Origin of the sequence: Prevotella sp. Sow4_E9_plate (assembly GCF_052116205.1) — a bacterium.
Taxonomy (GTDB): Bacteria; Bacteroidota; Bacteroidia; order Bacteroidales; family Bacteroidaceae; genus Prevotella.
The window spans coordinates 89397-107687 of record NZ_JBQKLN010000003.1; the positions used below are offsets into that span (position 1 = coordinate 89397).

At 46.7% G+C, this 18291-nt stretch carries 15 protein-coding genes and 1 tRNA gene; 4 read left to right on the forward strand and 12 right to left on the reverse strand.

Annotated elements, in window-relative coordinates:
* Positions 1-15: 15 nt before the first annotated feature.
* The 6 genes from ACTQ53_RS02090 to ACTQ53_RS02115 form a co-directional block, all read right to left on the reverse strand.
* Entirely contained in the window at positions 16-774 is a 759-nt protein-coding gene (locus tag ACTQ53_RS02090; RefSeq protein WP_441931846.1) for an HAD family hydrolase, read from the reverse strand.
* 129 nt (positions 775-903) lie between these two features.
* Positions 904-2262 (reverse strand): glucose-6-phosphate isomerase, encoded by a 1359-nt coding sequence (locus ACTQ53_RS02095; protein WP_295345841.1) that lies wholly within the window; start codon positions 2260-2262, stop codon positions 904-906.
* A gap of 8 nt (positions 2263-2270) precedes the next feature.
* The gene (locus ACTQ53_RS02100; RefSeq protein WP_294969100.1) at positions 2271-3269 is read right to left on the reverse strand and encodes an NAD(P)H-dependent glycerol-3-phosphate dehydrogenase; all 999 of its coding nucleotides are present in this window, start codon (positions 3267-3269) and stop codon (positions 2271-2273) included.
* 139 nt (positions 3270-3408) lie between these two features.
* The gene (gene lysS, locus ACTQ53_RS02105; RefSeq protein ID WP_264950499.1) at positions 3409-5139 is read right to left on the reverse strand and encodes a lysine--tRNA ligase; all 1731 of its coding nucleotides are present in this window, start codon (positions 5137-5139) and stop codon (positions 3409-3411) included.
* A gap of 131 nt (positions 5140-5270) precedes the next feature.
* Positions 5271-6353, reverse strand: a complete 1083-nt coding sequence (locus ACTQ53_RS02110) for an acyltransferase family protein (RefSeq protein ID WP_217760425.1) — start codon at positions 6351-6353, stop codon at positions 5271-5273.
* Between the two features lie 24 nt (positions 6354-6377).
* Positions 6378-8681, reverse strand: coding sequence for an alpha-N-acetylglucosaminidase (locus ACTQ53_RS02115; protein WP_441931848.1), 2304 nt, complete (start codon positions 8679-8681; stop codon positions 6378-6380).
* A gap of 210 nt (positions 8682-8891) precedes the next feature.
* Here ACTQ53_RS02115 and ACTQ53_RS02120 point away from each other — a divergent pair, with 210 nt between their 5' ends.
* The 4 genes from ACTQ53_RS02120 (at position 8892) to menB (ending at position 13248) form a co-directional block, all read left to right on the forward strand.
* Positions 8892-9344 carry a PaaI family thioesterase gene (locus ACTQ53_RS02120; RefSeq protein ID WP_218415700.1) on the forward strand — a complete coding sequence of 151 codons (453 nt, stop codon included), beginning with the start codon at positions 8892-8894 and terminating at the stop codon, positions 9342-9344.
* A gap of 3 nt (positions 9345-9347) precedes the next feature.
* The gene (locus ACTQ53_RS02125) at positions 9348-10520 is read left to right on the forward strand and encodes an isochorismate synthase (protein WP_441931851.1); all 1173 of its coding nucleotides are present in this window, start codon (positions 9348-9350) and stop codon (positions 10518-10520) included.
* A gap of 57 nt (positions 10521-10577) precedes the next feature.
* Complete coding sequence (gene menD, locus ACTQ53_RS02130) at positions 10578-12356, forward strand: 2-succinyl-5-enolpyruvyl-6-hydroxy-3-cyclohexene-1-carboxylic-acid synthase (RefSeq protein ID WP_294969088.1); 1779 nt, start codon at positions 10578-10580, stop codon at positions 12354-12356.
* 70 nt (positions 12357-12426) lie between these two features.
* A complete protein-coding gene (gene menB, locus ACTQ53_RS02135; RefSeq protein ID WP_089545278.1) occupies positions 12427-13248 on the forward strand; it encodes a 1,4-dihydroxy-2-naphthoyl-CoA synthase in 822 nt (273 codons plus the stop codon).
* Between the two features lie 198 nt (positions 13249-13446).
* On the opposite strand, the gene ACTQ53_RS02140 is transcribed toward menB, so the two are convergent.
* The 6 genes from ACTQ53_RS02140 to ACTQ53_RS02165 all read right to left on the reverse strand — a co-directional run bounded on the left by ACTQ53_RS02140 (position 13447) and on the right by ACTQ53_RS02165 (position 18285).
* Positions 13447-13522: transfer RNA gene (locus ACTQ53_RS02140), tRNA-His, on the reverse strand.
* A gap of 183 nt (positions 13523-13705) precedes the next feature.
* A complete protein-coding gene (secG, locus tag ACTQ53_RS02145) occupies positions 13706-14110 on the reverse strand; it encodes a preprotein translocase subunit SecG (protein WP_153125770.1) in 405 nt (134 codons plus the stop codon).
* Between the two features lie 28 nt (positions 14111-14138).
* Positions 14139-14945 carry a tetratricopeptide repeat protein gene (locus ACTQ53_RS02150; RefSeq protein WP_441931853.1) on the reverse strand — a complete coding sequence of 269 codons (807 nt, stop codon included), beginning with the start codon at positions 14943-14945 and terminating at the stop codon, positions 14139-14141.
* A gap of 166 nt (positions 14946-15111) precedes the next feature.
* Complete coding sequence (gene lptE / locus ACTQ53_RS02155; protein WP_294969079.1) at positions 15112-15633, reverse strand: LptE family protein; 522 nt, start codon at positions 15631-15633, stop codon at positions 15112-15114.
* Complete coding sequence (locus ACTQ53_RS02160) at positions 15630-16970, reverse strand: sigma-54 interaction domain-containing protein (protein WP_441931855.1); 1341 nt, start codon at positions 16968-16970, stop codon at positions 15630-15632. Before ACTQ53_RS02160 ends, lptE begins: the two co-directional genes overlap by 4 nt.
* 106 nt (positions 16971-17076) lie before the next feature.
* Positions 17077-18285, reverse strand: coding sequence for a PdxA family dehydrogenase (locus ACTQ53_RS02165; protein ID WP_217760417.1), 1209 nt, complete (start codon positions 18283-18285; stop codon positions 17077-17079).
* Positions 18286-18291 lie beyond the last annotated feature (6 nt).

Here is an 18291-nt window from a genome sequence, read left to right on the forward strand (position 1 = left end):
AAGTAATTGGGTTACTTACACGTTTGGAGTATTGCCTGTAGCAATCTGTTTGGCTGTAGATATGAGTTGCTCAAATTCTGCGCAGAACTCGGTCATCTGATGATAGAGCAGATTGCTACCTTTATCAGCGAGTTCCTTATCTGGCAATGGACCGCTATTGATAGCCACTGTGAAGATGTTGGCAGCTACACCGGCACGCACGCCCAATGGAGCATTCTCTACCACGATACCTTCCCATGGTTTCAAGTCGCCAGCCTTCTGCAATCCCATCAGGTATGGATCAGGATTTGGCTTGCCGCGCTTCACATCGTATGCGGTTACGATATGCGCTTCGTCTAGGTATTCGCCGAAGTCGTTGAGGAGTCTCAGGATGAGTGGACGCTGACCGCTACCGGTAACTACTCCCACCTGCATTCCTGCATCCTTGATCTTCTGCATGATTTCCTTCACGCCAGGGAATATCTCGGCGGTTGGCATGGAATGGAAGATGTCGGTCTTCACATCATACATCTTCTGCGCTTCATCCAGGGAGATGTCGATACCCTTCTGCTTCTTCACCATCATCTGGATGGTATCGATGCCTCGGGCTCCCTCGGTGGCATAGGCATCGGCGGCAGTCATGTGGATATCGAACTGCTTCATTGACTCCTGCCATGCCACGGCATGATTGGGCATACTATTATATAATACGCCATCCATATCAAAAAGAACGGCTTTAGGGTTGAATTCCCCAAAGCCGTGGTCTTTTAAGTATTTTGAAATAATATCTTTCATAAAATTTGAAGGAGTTAAGGAGTTAAAGAAGTTGAGAAGTTAAGACAATAGTTTATAATCTTATGTCCTCTCTCTGTTTTTCTAGGAGAAAAGCATTTGTCTTAACTCCTTTAACTCCTAAAATATATATTATTTCTCGTTAGCCAGACGCTCCTGGATAGCCTTGCTCTCTGCCTCATAACCTGGCTTGTTGAGCAATGCGAACATGTTCTTCTTGTAAGCCTCAACACCTGGCTGGTTGAATGGGTTCACCTCTTCCAAGAGACCGCTGATACCGCAAGCCTTCTCGAAGAAGTAGATCAGCTGACCAAGGTAGTAAGCGTTCAACTCAGGCACGTTAACCAGGATGTTAGGAACACCACCGTCAACGTGAGCCAGACGTGTACCGAGCTCAGCCATCTTGTTAACCTCATCAACACGCTTGCCCTCGAGGAAGTTCAAACCGTCGAGGTTCTCATCGTCGTGTGGGAAGAGCAGCTTCTCGTTAGGAGTCTCAACGCTGATAACAGTCTCGAAGATAGAGCGCTCGCCCTGCTGAATCCACTGACCCATAGAGTGAAGGTCGGTAGTGAAGTCGCAAGCTGCTGGGAAGATACCCTTCTGGTCCTTACCCTCGCTCTCACCATAGAGCTGCTTCCACCACTCAGCAAAGTAGTGAAGCTTTGGCTGGAAGTTGCATACAATCTCAATCTTCTTGCCAGCCTGAGTGTAGAGAGCCTGACGTGTAGCTGCATAGATGGCAGCAGGGTTCTCCTCGAAAGCTACGTCCTTGCCGCAAGCCTTCTCCATTTCAGCTGCACCGGCAACGAGCTGCTTTACATCGAAACCAGCTACTGCGATAGGCAACAGACCTACTGGAGTCAAGACAGAGAAGCGACCACCCACGTTGTCTGGGATGATGAAACTCTTGTAACCCTCCTTGTCAGCGCAAGTGCGGGCAGCACCCTTCTTAGCGTCGGTAACGGCTACGATAACATCCTTAGCCTCGTCCTTGCCACGCTGATCCTCGCACTGCTTCTTCAAAAGACGGAAAGCAAGAGCTGTCTCAGTTGTGGTACCAGACTTAGAGATGTTGATGACACCAAACTTCTTGTCCTTCAAGTAAGAAGTCAACTCGAAGAGGTAGTCCTCACCGATATTGTTACCTGCGAAGAGGATAGTAGGGTTCTTCTTGTCGTTTAGGAGCCAAGCAAAAGAGTTACCGAGGCCTTCGATAACGGCGCGAGCACCGAGGTAGCTACCACCGATACCTGCAACAACAACAACTTCACACTTCTCACGCAATGTGTTGGCAACAGACTGAATCTCATCGAGGAACTCAGGAGTGATAGAAGATGGCAAATGCAACCATCCCAGGAAATCGTTACCTTCACAAGTGCCGTTCTCAAGAGCTTCCTGAGCGGCCTTTACCTTAGGCTCGTAAGCCTTTACTGCACCCTCAGCGAGGAATGATGCAGCCTTTGTAATGTTTAAGCTGATACTTTTCATTTTACCATTTATCTAAATGAATCTGTTAAAAGTTTTATCTCTATTTGTGGACTGATGCGTTCATACAATATATTATATACGGCATCGAGGATTGGCATGTTGACGTGCATGTGGCGATTGATTTCCTTCATACACTTCGTACCAAAGTATCCCTCGGCAATCATCTCCATCTCTATCTGCGCACTCTTCACGCTGTAGCCTTTACCTATCATGGTTCCGAAGGTACGGTTGCGGGAGAAGTTGCTGTAACCCGTCACGAGCAGGTCGCCCAGATATACCGAGTCGTACATACTACGTTCGATAGGGTGGACGGCTGTAAGGAAGCGATGCATCTCCTGAACAGCGTTTGACATGAGTACCGCCTGGAAATTGTCTCCATACTTCAAACCGCCACAGATACCTGCAGCAATGGCATATACGTTTTTCAGCACCGAAGAGTATTCGATACCAACCACGTCGCTCGAAGTCTTGGTCTTGATAAACTCGCTTGCCAGACAGTCGTTGGCAAAGGCACGCGCCTTGTCTGTATCACTGCAGCCCACTGTGAGATAGCTCAATCGTTCCAGCGCTACCTCTTCGGCATGAGAAGGTCCACCGATACATGCCAGATTCTCGTAAGGAACATCGTATACCTGATGGAAATATTCTGAGCAAACGAGGTTCTCATCTGGCACAATACCCTTGATGGCTGTGATAATAAACTTGTCGCTGATGCGAGTCTTGAGTTTCTTGAGATGATTCTTGAGGTATGGCGATGGGGTTACGAATACGAGCGTATCGTAGTTCTGCACTATCTTGTTGATATCGGAAGAGAAGAAAATCTCATCTACGTTGAATCGTGCCGACATCAGATAGGCTGGGTTATGCCCCATGCGCTTGAAGTCTTCGATGCGGTCATTGCGACGCATATACCAGCCTATGTGATGAGTATGCCCCACCACAATCTTGGCTATTGCCGTAGCCCAGCTACCGCCGCCAATAATCGCTATTTTACCGCAGTTATACACTTCGAATGAATTTATAAATTAAAAATTAATAATTAATAATGTATAATGAGGCTTTCGCCTTTGTTTGTAGATATAATGTATAACTAATAAAAAGCCGGAACTCTTTATTAATTATACATTATTAATTATGCATTATCAATTAAGCATTTGCTGCATCAATCCAGCCCTGGATGTCATCAACAGAAGGCTTCTCGTAGCCGAGCTTGTACTTCTTGTTGATTTCTCCAATCTTCTGCTGCAAGCCTTGTGCTTTCTCTTCACGGATATCAGAGATGAGGTTGAAACCTGCCTTGCGGAGCACGTATGCCCAATCCTCTGGCACGCCAATCTCTGCCCATTCCTTGATGGTGCTCTGTGGCATCTTCTTCTCTGGTTTCATCTGTGGGAAGAACAGTACTTCCTGGATGAAGGTCTTGCCGGTCATCAACATGACTAAGCGGTCGATACCGATACCGATACCTGATGTTGGAGGCATACCGTACTGCAGGGCACGGAGAAAGTCCTGATCGATGATCATTGCCTCATCATCACCCTTGTCGGCAAGCTTCATCTGGTCGATGAAACGCTCTTCCTGGTCGATTGGGTCGTTGAGCTCAGAGTATGCATTGGCAAGCTCCTTACCGTTTACCATCAACTCGAAACGCTCGGTCAAGCCTGGCTTTGAACGGTGCATCTTGGTCAATGGAGACATCTCTACAGGATAGTCGGTGATGAAGGTTGGCTGGAGGAATGTACCCTCGCAGAACTCACCGAAGAGCTCATCAATCAACTTACCCTTACCCATGGTCTCATCTACGTCCATGCCCTTCTCCTTGCAGAATGCGCGGATCTCTTCCTCGGTCTTGCCGTTGCAGTCGAAACCGGTCTTTTCCTTGATTGCATCGAGGATAGGCAGACGGCGATATGGAGCCTTGAAGCTGATGATGTTGCCATCAATCTCGCGCTCTGGCTTGCCGTTTACGGCGATACAGATGGTTTCGAGCAACTTCTCTGTGAAAGCCATCATCCAGTTGTAGTCCTTGTACTGAACATAAAGCTCCATACAGGTAAACTCAGGGTTGTGGTTGCGGTCCATACCCTCGTTGCGGAAGTTCTTGCCGATTTCATAAACACCCTCGAAACCACCTACGATGAGGCGCTTCAGATAAAGCTCGGTAGCGATACGCATGTACATATCCTGATCGAGTGCGTTGAAGTGGGTGATGAATGGACGGGCTGAAGCACCACCGGCAATGCTCTGCAGGGTAGGAGTCTCTACCTCTGTATAACCAGCGTTGTCAAGTACGCTGCGGAGAGTTCGGAGCACAGTGGCACGCTGCAGGAAGGTTTCCTTCACACCATCGTTTACGATGAGGTCAACGTAGCGCTGACGGTAACGCAACTCTGGGTCGTCGAACTTGTCGTAAGCCACACCATCCTTGTACTTCACGATTGGGAGTGGCTTCAAGCTCTTGGAGAGCAGGCACAACTCCTTGGCGTGAACTGAAATTTCGCCAGTCTGTGTGCGGAAAACGAAACCCTTTACACCGATGAAGTCACCGATATCGAGAAGCTTCTTGAATACTGTATTGTAAAGGTCCTTGTTCTCGTCTGGACAAATCTCGTCGCGGGCGATGTAAACCTGGATTCTTCCCTTTGAGTCCTGCAACTCAGCGAAACTGGCTTTACCCATTACGCGGCGACCCATCATACGGCCAGCGATAACTACCTGGCGTGGCTCGTCCTCGTCCTTAAACTCAGCTTTGATGTCAGTGCTGAATGCATTGGTTGGAAACTCTGCTGCTGGGTATGGGTCGATGCCCATCTCGCGCAATGTCTGAAGACTTTGTCTGCGAACGATTTCCTGTTCGCTTAACTCTAAAATGTTCATACTTTATTTAGATATATCTATTTGTTTTCTTTTTGTTGGTGCAAAAATACAAATAATTTTTCGAACTCTTGCCCTATTTTTATGCTTTTTAATACAATAAGGTAATTTATCTATGCAAATGTTGCGCAAGCCTATAGTTTGATGAAGATTTTTCGGTGATACATCCAGATACCCATTGCTGCGTGGATAGCTACAAAGAAGAGGGCGTAGGTGAGCGATGCTACATACTCATCACTGATGACGCTCTGGATGCCAATGAAAATCTCTGCCTTGATGTCAAAACTTCCAAAGAGGATGGCAAGTGCCTCGCTCATCACATAGAGAAAAAGCGGATTCATGCCAAAGGCAAGCAGACCCTTGGTCAGGATGTTGTCCTTGCTGCTCGGCTTGTTGTCGATAAACTGCAACAGGATGCCCAATATCCAGGAGGCGAATCCGCAGGTTACGAATACGTAGCTGGGACTCCAGATGCGCTTGTTGATGCCGAAACCAATCAGGGAGAGTCCGAAGCCTAGAGCTACCATCACGAGACCTGCCACCTTCAATACCTTGATCTTCGAATCTACGGTCTGACCTGCTACGGAAATGTACTTGCAGCAGAGGAATCCTATCATCGTATGGGCGATGGATGGAATCGTGCTCAGTAATCCTTCCGGGTCTACCGGACTTCTTTGATAGAGATGGTTGATGCCGAAAATGCTGCGGTCTACCTGTGCCAGGATATTGGTGGATGCATCGTATGCATAGCCATTGCCAAACACCAGAATGCCCATATAAACTACGAGTAATCCGATGATGGTATGGATGAAATAGCGATGGTTCAGGGTGATGGCGAGCAGGGCCACGACTCCGTAGCAGATGGCTATACGCTGCAATACTGCCCATATTCGCAGGTGGGCAAAGTCTAGTGCATCTCCACTGCATATCATGTCAAACCAGTTGATACCCAAACCGATGAGGAAGAGTAGGATGGTTCGCTTGGCTATCTTTCTATAGACGTGGGCTGAGGGCTTGAACTCTGTCTTCTTCAGGGATATGAAGGTTGACATTCCCACCATGAAGAGGAAGAACGGGAAGACAAGGTCGCACGGTGTGAGACCATTCCACTTGCTATGCTCCAGAAAGCTGTAGTTGTGCTCCCCGCCATTGTTAACCAATATCATGAGGGCTACGGTGAGTCCTCGCATCACGTCGAGTGATTTTAATCTGTTCATATATTACTTGATGACTTTCACGAATTACTTGATGAAATGAATGACTTCTTTTGCTACATCCACAGTGTTCCCTTCTGGCTTTGAAGAGTATGGATTCTTCTGCAGGGTCCATGGTTCCTCCAGCGCATACCAGTCGATTTTCGGTGCGCTAGGCAATGCCAGCTGGAAGAGCTCTGCGGATGTTTTTCCTGCATTCTTGCCACTGCCCAAGGCATCGTAATCGATGTTGGTGCAAGCTGCCATCTGGTCGGCGAGTGCTTTCATATAGGTACTCCATCGCTTGTAGTAGAAATCCTTCAGCAAACCTTGCCATTCCTTGTGTCCATAATCCCGTAGCCCGCCGTCGTCTGCGCAGACACGGTTGCCCCAGGTGGTAATCTGTACGCGGGCATTCCATTCGTAGAGGTCTTTCTCTTCAGCGGTCTTGCCCAGGTTGCGTGCTTCCTCTATCCAATGTCCCAGACGGAATTCTGGACGGGTACCGAGCAGTTGGTCCTGTAGAAGAATCATCTTCAGGAAACGGTCAGCATCCTTGTCAAACTCCTTACGGGAGAAGGAATGATAGTCTGCAATGGCTTTCCAGTACTGTTTGCGCCCCTGGTCGGCAAGTGCCTGGCGGCAGATATCTACCAGATCATACTCATAGTTGTTGTTGCCACGGTATTTGTCTGCTACGCTGGCAAAGAGAATGGCTGCCTGCCGGGTATCCTCCGGGTCGTAATAGTTGCGCATCTTCGACCAGCTGGAAACCTGGAAGTTGTTTAACGAAGGGCGTCCGCAGAAGATGCTCTCGTGAGGACCCTGCTGGTTGTTGCCCATCGGACAGTTGTAGATGCTCTGAGCCAGAATTGTCCATGCTTTCTCGATGGTTGCATCGTGTACCCCATATCGGGCATAGCAGTATTCCTTGAGCCAGTCTTCCTTGGTAGTCTTCTCGGCACGCCAAGGCAGTTCGCTCATCAGTTCAAACATCACAGGGTTGTTTTCTGAACCTTCCATCGTGAAGCCCCATCCCTTAAGTGAAGAGTGAAGAGTGAGGAGTGAAGAATTCTCTTGTTTTTGGGTGTCCTTTTTCCCCGTTGCCAGATAGAAGTTGTTCAGCAGCTGGTCCATTCTTCCATGCAGACCCACATTGCCACCGAAATTCTCCAGCATACAGAAGAGCCACTGGTGCTTGCCGTAACCACCATCGCGCTTCAGAATGCTGGGACCGCCAAACATCGGACGGCATTCGGAGAAGAGGTCGAGCACCAGGATGTCGCCTACCTTTAAGTCTTCAATCATCTGAGGGCGAGGATTTTCGTTCCATCCCTGTACCACCCAGATGGCTTTTGGGTTAGCACGCTTCATTGCACTCATCAGTGCCTTTCCTGCTTTGGCATAATCCACGGCTGCATCGTCACCGCTCTCGTGGAAAGGATCCATCGAATAGAAATCTGATTTTCCGTAGAGCTTGGTCAGTTCCTTATAATATAGGTCGGCGATTTCTGTAAATCTGCTATCGGTAGGAGAGAGGTTGGCAGGGCGCTGGTAACCGTTCCACTTGCCGGCATCCGTCACGTTCAACCCCAATCTCTCTTTGGCATCGTGAGGCACCATACCGCAATAGCCAGGCAAGACAGGTTTCATTCCCATCTCCTTCATTCTGGCAAGAATCTTCTTCTGGAGAGTTTCCTGCTGCTTATACCAGCTCAATGGAAGCGGACCTCCCCAACCTTCCAGGTTGTTCATCTCCCACCAGGCAAGGAAAGCGGGTCCGGCGATGAACTTGCCCACTTCTTCTTCTGAATATCCCAGTTTCAGGAGCATGTTGCGCCACACGCATTCTGTGCCCACGGCTGCAAGTGGCATGTTGATGCCGTGAAGCGCCATCCAGTCTATTTCTTTCTGCCATCGGTTCCAGTCCCAGAAAGCCATCGTGTAGGAGAAGGTACAGTAGTTGAAATCGTAGCGCAGTTTGAGGTCGGTCTCGTGGCGCTCCTTCTGCTTGACGGCTGGCAGTACTGCTGGCAGTTTGGTGTTCATGCTGTTCCATGTGATATGGATGCCGGCATAATGCTTCAGATACCAGTTGATGCCCACGGCAATATTCACCCAGGAGTTGCCCCGGATGATTATGGGATTGTTTCTACCGGCAGATTGGGATGCTGTTGCATTCTTTCCGCTTCTAGCTTGGTCTATCTCGAAGAAATCTTTGTCAGACTTGACAAGTATTGTCTTGAACTTGGCAGCAGCTCCCTTGTCTATGCGATTCAGAAGATCGTCTGCCGGATTTGCGTATGCACCAAAAGTAATAGTACATAATAGTCCTAGGAGTAATTTTTTCATAAAATCGTTTGTTGTTGTTTCAATATGCTGCAAAGATAGTAAAAAAATGCGGTTCATACCAAGTAAAAGTGTTTAAAAGTATAAAAAAGGCTTATTTATTTTGTTTTGTCTTTTATTTGCATTAATTTTGCAAGAAAATGAGGTGAGGAGTGAGTTGGACATCCGTTTGCTCTTATCCCCCTAAACAACCAACTTTAAATTTTGATAAGGATGAACATAGACGAAGTAGTAAAAAGAATAAGTAAGACCGATGGACTTTCTAAAACCCTCGGCATGCATTTTATCTCAACTCCTGAGCCTGATACGCTTCAGGCTACGATGAAAGTGGATGAGCGTAATCGCCAGCCATTCGGATTCCTGAGTGGGGGTGCTTCTCTGGCACTGGCGGAAAATGTGGCTGGTATCGGCTCCTTGGCTCTCTGCCCTGGTCAGATAGCTGTGGGCATCAATGTGAGTGGCACTCATGTACTAGCAGTGAGCGAGGGAGATACGGTTACTGCATATGCCAAGCTGGTTCACAAAGGCAGGACCCTGCATACTTGGGAAGTTGCAATCAAAAACACTGCTGATGAGTTGATCTGCACCGTACAGGTAACCAACTATGTGTTTACTCCTAAGAAGAAAGATACTAAGATGGAGGAATCTAATAAGACAGAAGAATAAAGTATGACGGCATTTGCATACTATCGTTTGCCTTATCTGCATCACGCTCATTATGTGGTGCAGCATGAGGGTGAGCCGGAAGTTCTCTTCTCTGTGGCAGAACTGAATGGTAAGGAGGGGTTTGTAATAGCTCCTTTCTCGCCATCCAGCGATTGTCCTGTGCTTTTGATTCATCCTGATGAAAGCAAACTGATTGCTGTGGGGAACGAAAATGGCCCTGGAGAGAAGGCGCCGCAATCCTCTCCTGATGGGGCTGAAAATGCATCCCGACGTAGCTCTTCATACGTCGGGACGCAGCCAGAACTGCATCGGGACGCAGTAAACGCTACGTCGGGACGTAATTTTGAGGCCTACGCCAGAGAGTTTGAATGCTTTCATCAGCAGTTATCCGAAGAGACATTCAGCAAGATTGTTTTGGCAAGAAAAGTTTCTCTGGTGAGTGATAAAATCAGAATAAAAAAAATAGATAGTGTTGATGCTCAGGATGTTGCGTCTTTAAAGGCGCTTTTCCTGAAAACCTGCCGTATGTATCCTCGTCTTTTCGTTGCCTTAGTTTATACTTCCCAATCGGGTATGTGGCTGATGGCAACTCCGGAAATCTTGCTCAAGGGGGAGGGAGATGAGTATCAGACGATGTCTTTGGCAGGTACGCAAAAGGCGGAGCCTTCCCGAACCATTGCTGATTATCCGGTAGAGGGCGTGGAATGGTCGGAGAAGAACAGGGAAGAGCAGCAGTATGTTACGGATTATATCGAAGACTGCATCAAGGGCTTTGCTGGGGATTACAGACTGAAAGGTCCGTATACCACGATGGCTGCCAATCTTTATCATCTCCGTACCGATATCTCTTTCAGATTGCTGGATAAAGGCAGGTTGGGGGATGTAATCAATGCTTTGTATCCTACGCCTGCAGTCTGTGGTATCCCAAAGGATGCGGCTCGCCGGTTCATATTGCAGCATGAGCTTCATTCCCGTAAATACTATAGCGGTTTTGTCGGTCCGATTTCTTCGCAGGGAAAGACTCATCTCTTCGTTTCTCTCCGCTGCATGAACATCTTGCAGGATGGCATCTGTGAACTATATGCCGGTGGCGGATTGCTCAAGGAGAGCGAGATGGAAAAGGAGTGGAAGGAAACTGAAGCTAAAATGCAGACAATCAGACGGGTTTTGCTTTAGCAGAATTGGCAATTGTTAATTATTAATTGTAAATTATATTATTATAAATTAGTTTTCGTGTTTAGTAATATCGATAATGTCAATATCCTGACGGCTGTTCTCGCATCTCATGGTGTGAGAAGAGTAGTGGTTTGTCCTGGAAGTCGTAATGCGCCCATCGTACATAATCTTAATGAGATGGATGGCATTACCTGCTATCCAGTCACCGATGAACGCAGTGCGGGATTTGTGGCTATGGGTATTGCCTTGGGTAATCCGTCACCGTGTCCGGATCCGGTAGCGGTCTGTGTTACTTCCGGCTCTGCATTGCTCAATCTCTATCCGGCAGTCTGTGAGGCTTATTATCAGAAGTTGCCAATCATCATCATTTCGGCAGATAGACCGGAGGCTTGGATAGGCCAGCAGGATGGACAGACCCTGCCGCAGGCTCATGTATTCGGTACGATGGTGAACAGAAGTGTGAATCTTCCAATCGTATCCAACGAGGAGCAGGCTTGGTATTGTGAACGGTTGGTGCATGAAGCGGTCATCGACTGCGTGCACCGCAAGATAGGTCCGGTACATATCAATATCCAGCTTTCTGAACCTCTCTATCAGTTTACGGTAGACAAGCTGCCGAAAACTCATTGGGTGGATTACGTGAAGACCAATCTCTTTGGCGGCAGTTTCCATTACGGTGATATGCTTGATTTTCTGAATGCCAGAAAGCCGATGATCGTGGTGGGACAGGATTATCCATGCAGTCAGCTTTACGGTATCAAGCAGATTGATTCGTGGGCAGTTACGCTCATCGAACCGACGGCTTTAGGCACGTCAAGCGAGGATCCTGCATGCCGGGAATTTTCCAGCAATCTCCTGGTTACCAATTTCGATGAAGTGCTGAATAATGTGGGAGATAACGGGGATTATATGCCCGATTTTATTCTCTATGTAGGAGGCACCCTGGTGAGCAAGCGCCTCAAGCTGTTCCTTCGCCTTGCCGTGAAGAAAGGTGCTAAGGTGTGGCGGGCAAGCACCGATGGTGATTACATCGATACCTTTATGCGTATTGACCGTATCTTCCAATGCGATACCACACTGCTGGCGGATGCCATGACCTCTTATGATCAGGTTTATCGGGATGAAGTGGATGCGTATAAGGAACGTTGGGAAAAAGCACTGTGGGCGGCTAAGCGTCATGCTTTCGATTATGAACCATCCTTCAGCAGTATGGCTGCGGTGAAGGCTTTTCAGACCGAGTTTCTGGCTCATTCACTGGATGATACTCGTGAGTGCCGTCTCTTTTATGGCAATAGCATGGCTATTCGTCTGGCTTGCATTTATGCCCGCCAGTATGTGCATTGCAATCGGGGGGTGAATGGTATCGAGGGTTCGCTATCTGCAGCTGCGGGCTTGTCTATCTATCTTTCGGAATATCATCATCCTGATGCCAGGAGCCAGCAGAAGGTTTTCTGCGTGTTGGGCGACCTGAGTTTCTTCTACGATCAGAATGCCCTCTGGAACCAGAATCTCAATGGCAGTCTTCGCATCTTGCTCTTGAATAATGGCGGCGGAGCCATCTTTGCCAAGTTCAAGGGATTGAAGGAAAGTGCTGCACGCGAGAAACTGGTGATGGCTGAGCATTGCACTTCTGCTTATCACATCTGTCTGGCACAAGATGTAGCCTATCAGAACGCTGATGATATGAAGTCGCTCTGTGAGGGCATCGATTGGCTCATCCATACCGAGTCAAGCAGACCGATGCTTCTGGAGGTTCTTACGGATATAGAAACAGATAATCAGGTTCTGGATGAATATTATAATAGTTTAGAGTTATCATCAGAGAAAGAAGGATGAACCATCCTTTCTGAAAGTAACCTGAAAGTAATCATAAAGTTCAAAGTTCAATAATCAAAGTTCAAAGTAAATGAGAGAATGGAAAAAGATAGAAGGTTTTGATTTCAAGGAAATCATCTTCGAGGAGTATAATCACATTGCTAAGATTACCATCAATCGTGAGCGTTATCGCAACGCCTTCACTCCATTGACTACCTGGGAGATGGCGCAGGCTTTCAACTACTGTCGTGACTGTCTGGATATCCGTGTGGTTATCCTGACGGGTGCTGGCGACAAGGCTTTCTGTGCCGGTGGAGATATGCATGTGAAGGGTAGAGGTGGATATGTTGGCAACGATGGTGTGCCTCGTCTCAACGTGCTTGATGTACAGATGCAGATTCGTCGTTTGCCAAAGCCTGTTATCGCCATGGTGAACGGTTATGCCATCGGTGGTGGTCATGTGCTTCATGTGATGTGCGACTTGACCATCGCTTCAGAGAATGCCATCTTCGGACAGACTGGTCCTAAGGTAGGAAGCTTCGATGCTGGTTTCGGTTCTTCTTATCTGGCACGCATGGTTGGTCAGAAGAAGGCCCGTGAAATCTGGTTCCTCTGCAAGCAGTATTCTGCGAAGGAGGCAGAAGAGATGGGAATGGTCAACAAGGTGGTTCCTCTCGACCAGTTGGAAGATACCTGCGTAGAATGGGCTGAAATCATGATGGAGCGTTCTCCTTTGGCTCTCCGTATGATCAAGGCTGGCTTGAATGCTGAGTTGGATGGTCAGGCTGGTATTCAGGAGTTGGCTGGTGATGCAACGATGCTCTATTATACCATGGATGAGGCTCAGGAGGGTGGCAAGGCTTTCCTGGAGAAGCGCAAGCCTCGTTTTGAGGATTATCCTCAGTTCCCGTAAATGGCAGAGTGAGTAATCGAATATAAGGATATATAAACCATATAGGATGCCTTCGGTCATCTTGTATGGTTTATTTTTTTTCCTTCACTATGGATGCTGGATGAAAACCAATAGGGGGAAGATGAAGATAAATGAGAAATGGATGAAAATAAAAAAGCCAACCTCTAATACTAGAGATTGGCAATCTTAATGCTTTATGGGTGGAAGGTGGGACTCGAACCCACGACATTCAGAACCACAATCTGACGCTCTAACCAACTGAACTACGTCCACCATGTTAGCTTGCTTAATTGTTATTTCTTTTAAGCGAGTGCAAAGGTACTACATTTTTTTGAATCCACCAAATTTTTTCTAAACTTTTTTCTGAAAAAATTCATTTTTCTGTAAAAAAATAGCATTTCCCCTTAAAACTGCAGTTTTTTTGATGGGAAAATGCTATTTATAAGTTTACAAGCTATTACTTAGCAGGGCTAGCTGGTACAGTTGGAGTTGCTGCTTTCTGTGCATCTGCTGCACCATTAGCTGCTGGGGCTGCTTTCTGAGCACCTGCTGCAGCATCCTTGCTAGCACCTGGCATAGCAGGAAGAGCAGTCTGCTCCTGAGTTGCACCTTCCATAACGCTGCTTTCACCAGCTGCCTGAGGTGCTACATAAGCACAAACTATGCTGATAACTACCATGGCACCAGCGAGACCCCATGTTAATTTCTCTATAATGTCGGTTGTCTTACGAACGCCCATGATAGAGTTTGTTGAAGAGAAGTTACTTGCAAGTCCACCTCCCTTTGATTCCTGGATGAGCACGATGAAAATCATCATGATTGCTACCAGGACGATTAATACTACAAATAATGTGTAAGCCATTTTTTAAAACTAGTTTTATTTATTATTTTTATTTGTTATTTTTATTATTTCCGTTTAATATCAGTTTCTCAAGAAATCTTAGCTGGTCCACATAGTAGGCACTCTTGTATGGATGCTGCTTGTAGAGTCGCTCGATAATTTGATAAGCTCGTTCATACTTGCCCTGTTTGATGTAGATGCGGGCGAGGGTTTCTGTAAATACACCACTATTTTCAGTTTGTTCCTCGTTGTCATTGTCATCTTCCAGTTGAGGCGTGTATTCTGGCTTGTATTCCTCTCCTTGCTGTATCTTTGGCAATTTGAATCCTCCATCTTCCATGAAGTCATCAATCAGACTGATGGTTCTTGAAGGTTTCTCGTCTTCTTCTTGATCTTCAGTCTCCATCAGATAAGCTACATAATCAACAGCTGCATCTGCAGGTGTTGGCTTCCGCTTTTCTTTCTTAGCTTCTTTTTCTTCTGCATCTGTTGGTATAGAACCTAGGAAACTGTCGATAAGGTCGCTTGTGCGGTCTGCCTTAGATGTATTGTGCAAGTTGCTTTTTGATGCTTCTCCTTGAGTAGGATAAGCCTTGCTCTTTTCCCCATAGTTTTCTTTCTTGAACTGATAGTGCGCTGCTTCAACCATTTCGAAGATGACCTTGCGGTCGGTTATGTAGATGGCTGCACGGCGTAGCTCTTCGTCGAAACTAGGGTCGTGGAGTAGGTACAGGTTTTTCAACATCAAGAGGCGAGCCGTTTGATAATAGGGATATAGAGCCAAGAGGGCGCGCAAGTCGTAGAGCGTCTCCCGGTTCATCTCCTCTGGGTGTTGTATCAATCTGCTTAATTCCACTTTTTTCTATTTAATGTTTGGTTACTATGAACTTTGAGCTATGAACTTTGAGCTATGAACTTTGAGCTATGAACTTTGAGCTTTGAACTTTGAGCTTTGAACTTTATGATTTGTATAGCTGTTGAATTCTTCACTCTTCACTCTTCGTTCTTCACTTACTATTTCCTTACCAGTTAGCTACTGTAGCGTTGAATATCTGGTCTACCAAGTCTTTTACCATCTGGGTGACCAGTTCTTCCTGAACAGAAGCTAAACTTTGTGTGGTATCGTAGGTCTTTGCAGAGGTGAATGACTTTTCGAAGTCCTCGGTATGTTTCTTGTTATTCGTGAAACGGACATTGACGGTGATACTCAATTCTGTCTGTGCAGAATAACCTTCAGCAGATACCGACTTGTTGCGCTGTGAATATTGGGTAATTTCACCCTCAATCTTCAGGTCGCCATTACGGGAAACCTGTCGCAACTGGGTATTGTTGGCAAATTTGTCTTTCAGCTCGTTGTTGAACATTGGTCCCATTGGTCCCCAAACGTATGAACTTCTGATAGGGAAGTCTGCTATTTGGATAGTCTTGGTCTGGGTATAGTCAATGCTGGCGCCGTTGAAGCCGTAGCTAACGGAACATGCAGTCATGATGCCTATGACCAATGAAATCCCTAATATATATATGTACGCGCGTAATTGCTTCATAATTTATATTTCTTTATTTTCCGGTAAAGTGTTCTGTCTGATATACCCAATTCCTCAGCGGCTTTCTTTCGATTGCCATTGTTGCGTTCCAGAGCCTTTTCTATCATTTGTTTGCTCAAGTCATCGAGATTCAGTGAGTCGTTCTCTTTGATTTCTTCTGCCTCGATTTCTTCTGGTTCCGATTGTCCCATTTTGTCAGCTCGGATGATTCCCGGTTCATGTCGGATGATTCCTGTGTCATGCTGGATGATTCCTGTGTCATGCCGCATCATTCCTTCTGCTGGTGTGATAGACTGTGTTTTTTCAAACTCTGCCGGATAGGTTGTTGGACTCATGTTCGATACAGAGGTAGGACTACTGAATCCTTCTGCTCCTCTTAGTTGACGGGCTTCATCCAGTTGCTTGCGCAATGATCCCACCTCTCTTCGCAGGTCACTCACGTTTCCTCTTAGTTCGTAAAGAATCTTATAGAGAAATTCTCGTTCGTTTTCATAACTGTGCGAGGTGTTGTTGCTCTGTGGAATGGTGGCAAGTTGAGTAGTCTCTTCATCGCGTGGGATAAAATGCATGAGTGTCTCCATGTTAATTTCCCGTTCACGACTTAATACCGACATTTGCTCGGTAATGTTCTTGAGCTGTCTCACGTTGCCTGGCCACTTATATTTCAGCATGAGTTTCTTGGCATCTTCTGTCAGGCTGATCTTTGGCAGATTGTATTTCTCTGCCATTTGCATGGCGAAAAGGCGGAACAACAGTAAGATGTCATTTCCTCGTTCGCGAAGTGGAGGCATCTGGATAGGAATTGTATTCAGTCGGTAATACAAGTCTTCGCGGAATCTTCCTTCGCTGATTGCCTTTCTCATGTTGACGTTGGTGGCAGCAACGATTCGTACGTTGGTCTTGCGAATCTCTGTTCCACCTACGCGGATATATTCGCCCGTTTCCAGCACTCTCAGCAGTCTTGCCTGAGTCTGTATGGGCAGTTCGCCCACCTCGTCAAGAAATATAGTACCCTTGTTGGCTATTCCGAAGTAGCCTTCGCTTTCTCCTATGGCTCCGGTAAAGGAACCCTTCTCATGTCCAAAGAGCTCACTGTCTATAGTGCCCTCAGGAATGCTTCCGCAGTTGATGGCAAAATACTTTTCTCTTCTTCTTGGTGAGTTGTCATGGATCACCCTCGGAATGATTTCCTTACCAACTCCACTTTCTCCGATAATAAGCACAGAAAGATCTGTCGGTGCCACCTGTAAGGCGACATCGAGAGCATGATTCAATCCGTCGCTATTTCCGACGATATTGTAGCGTTGTTTTATTTTCTGTAGTTCAGATGTATCCATTTAGCTGCCAAAATTACACATTTTTTTTGAAATATCAGCATATATTGCCCAAAAATAGGTCTTTTTTAACGTTTACCTATTCTTGGGCATCATATTTTGCTTTAAATTAAGCTTCTGGAGCTACTTGCTGAGCTGGTTCAGTTGTAGCTTGTGGAGCTTCCTGACCTTCATTCTTTGGACGAGGTGTAAAGTTCTTTTCATTCTTTGGAGGGAATGGCTTGCCGCCCTTCTTTGGGATAGAGAATCTTACCTTTTCGCTCTCGTCACGCTTCTCGTGATAGAGTTTTGGAAGTGGATTTTCTATTGCCTCATCATAGCTGTTTCTGTTCTGGAAAGCATCAATAGCCAGGAATACTGCCTGGCGGAACGATGACTCGTCAGCTTCATTGCAGCCTGCAATGCTGTAACTTGGTGCCATGTTGGCTGCTGTATGGATGATAGGCAAACCTGCAGTGTAGATGACGCCATCCTCTGTATAGAGAGAATGGAATGGGGTAGTGGCTTGGTCATGATACATGGCCATGATTCCGTCAAAGTCGCTGAAATATCCCTTACCGAAGAACTCATCTGCTGCGTATGGACCAAAAGCCTGAATGCCTTGTTCTGCTAATTTGTCAATAGCAGGAATGATGATTTCGCTCTCCTCCTTACCGCAACTTTCCTCTTCGTTGCTGCGAGGATTGAGGGCAAGCACTGCTATGCGTGGGTTGGTGATGAGGAAATCTCTTTTGATGGTTTGTTGCATGAGCTTTACTCTTTCGATAATGCGTTCCTCGGTGATTCCGGCTATTACATTTTTGAATGGAGTCTTCTCTGTAACTGATGCTATGCGAAGGTTGCCACCTACGAGGATGGAAAGGGCTTCCTGTCCTTCGCCAAGACAAGTTTCGATATAATGCTTGTGCCCCTTGAAAGGGAAACCTTCTATCTGGGCATTCTGGTTATTGATAGGGGCTGTGATTAGCACATCATAGAGATTGTCTCTGAAATCAGTCATTGCTCTGTCGAGCGCTTTGATAGCTGCTGCTCCCGATTCGGTGGTAGGCATACCCATGTCTACCTTTACCTCTTCATCTACAGCTGCAAGCAGGTTGATGCGTCCTTCTTCTGCATCTTCTGCTTTCTGGATGATAGAAAACTGTGCTGGCAGGTTCATCGCCTTGCGATAATAGGCTGCCACCTTTGGTGAACCGTAGATGATTGGTGTACAGAAATCCAGCATCTCAGATTCAGCAAATGTCTTAAAGATGAGTTCATATCCGATACCGTTGGTATCTCCGTGAGTGATAGCCACTCTGATTTTCTTATTGTCCATTGATGT

Coding starts and splice junctions, on each gene's coding strand:
- ACTQ53_RS02090 (WP_441931846.1), bottom strand. CDS start 774: ATGAAAGATATTATTTCAAAATACTTAAAAGACCACGGCTTTGGGGAA.
- ACTQ53_RS02095 (WP_295345841.1), bottom strand. CDS start 2,262: ATGAAAAGTATCAGCTTAAACATTACAAAGGCTGCATCATTCCTCGCT.
- lysS (WP_264950499.1), bottom strand. CDS start 5,139: ATGAACATTTTAGAGTTAAGCGAACAGGAAATCGTTCGCAGACAAAGT.
- ACTQ53_RS02110 (WP_217760425.1), bottom strand. CDS start 6,353: ATGAACAGATTAAAATCACTCGACGTGATGCGAGGACTCACCGTAGCC.
- ACTQ53_RS02115 (WP_441931848.1), bottom strand. CDS start 8,681: ATGAAAAAATTACTCCTAGGACTATTATGTACTATTACTTTTGGTGCA.
- ACTQ53_RS02120 (WP_218415700.1), top strand. CDS start 8,892: ATGAACATAGACGAAGTAGTAAAAAGAATAAGTAAGACCGATGGACTT.
- ACTQ53_RS02125 (WP_441931851.1), top strand. CDS start 9,348: ATGACGGCATTTGCATACTATCGTTTGCCTTATCTGCATCACGCTCAT.
- menB (WP_089545278.1), top strand. CDS start 12,427: ATGAGAGAATGGAAAAAGATAGAAGGTTTTGATTTCAAGGAAATCATC.
- secG (WP_153125770.1), bottom strand. CDS start 14,110: ATGGCTTACACATTATTTGTAGTATTAATCGTCCTGGTAGCAATCATG.
- lptE (WP_294969079.1), bottom strand. CDS start 15,633: ATGAAGCAATTACGCGCGTACATATATATATTAGGGATTTCATTGGTC.
- ACTQ53_RS02160 (WP_441931855.1), bottom strand. CDS start 16,970: ATGGATACATCTGAACTACAGAAAATAAAACAACGCTACAATATCGTC.
- ACTQ53_RS02165 (WP_217760417.1), bottom strand. CDS start 18,285: ATGGACAATAAGAAAATCAGAGTGGCTATCACTCACGGAGATACCAAC.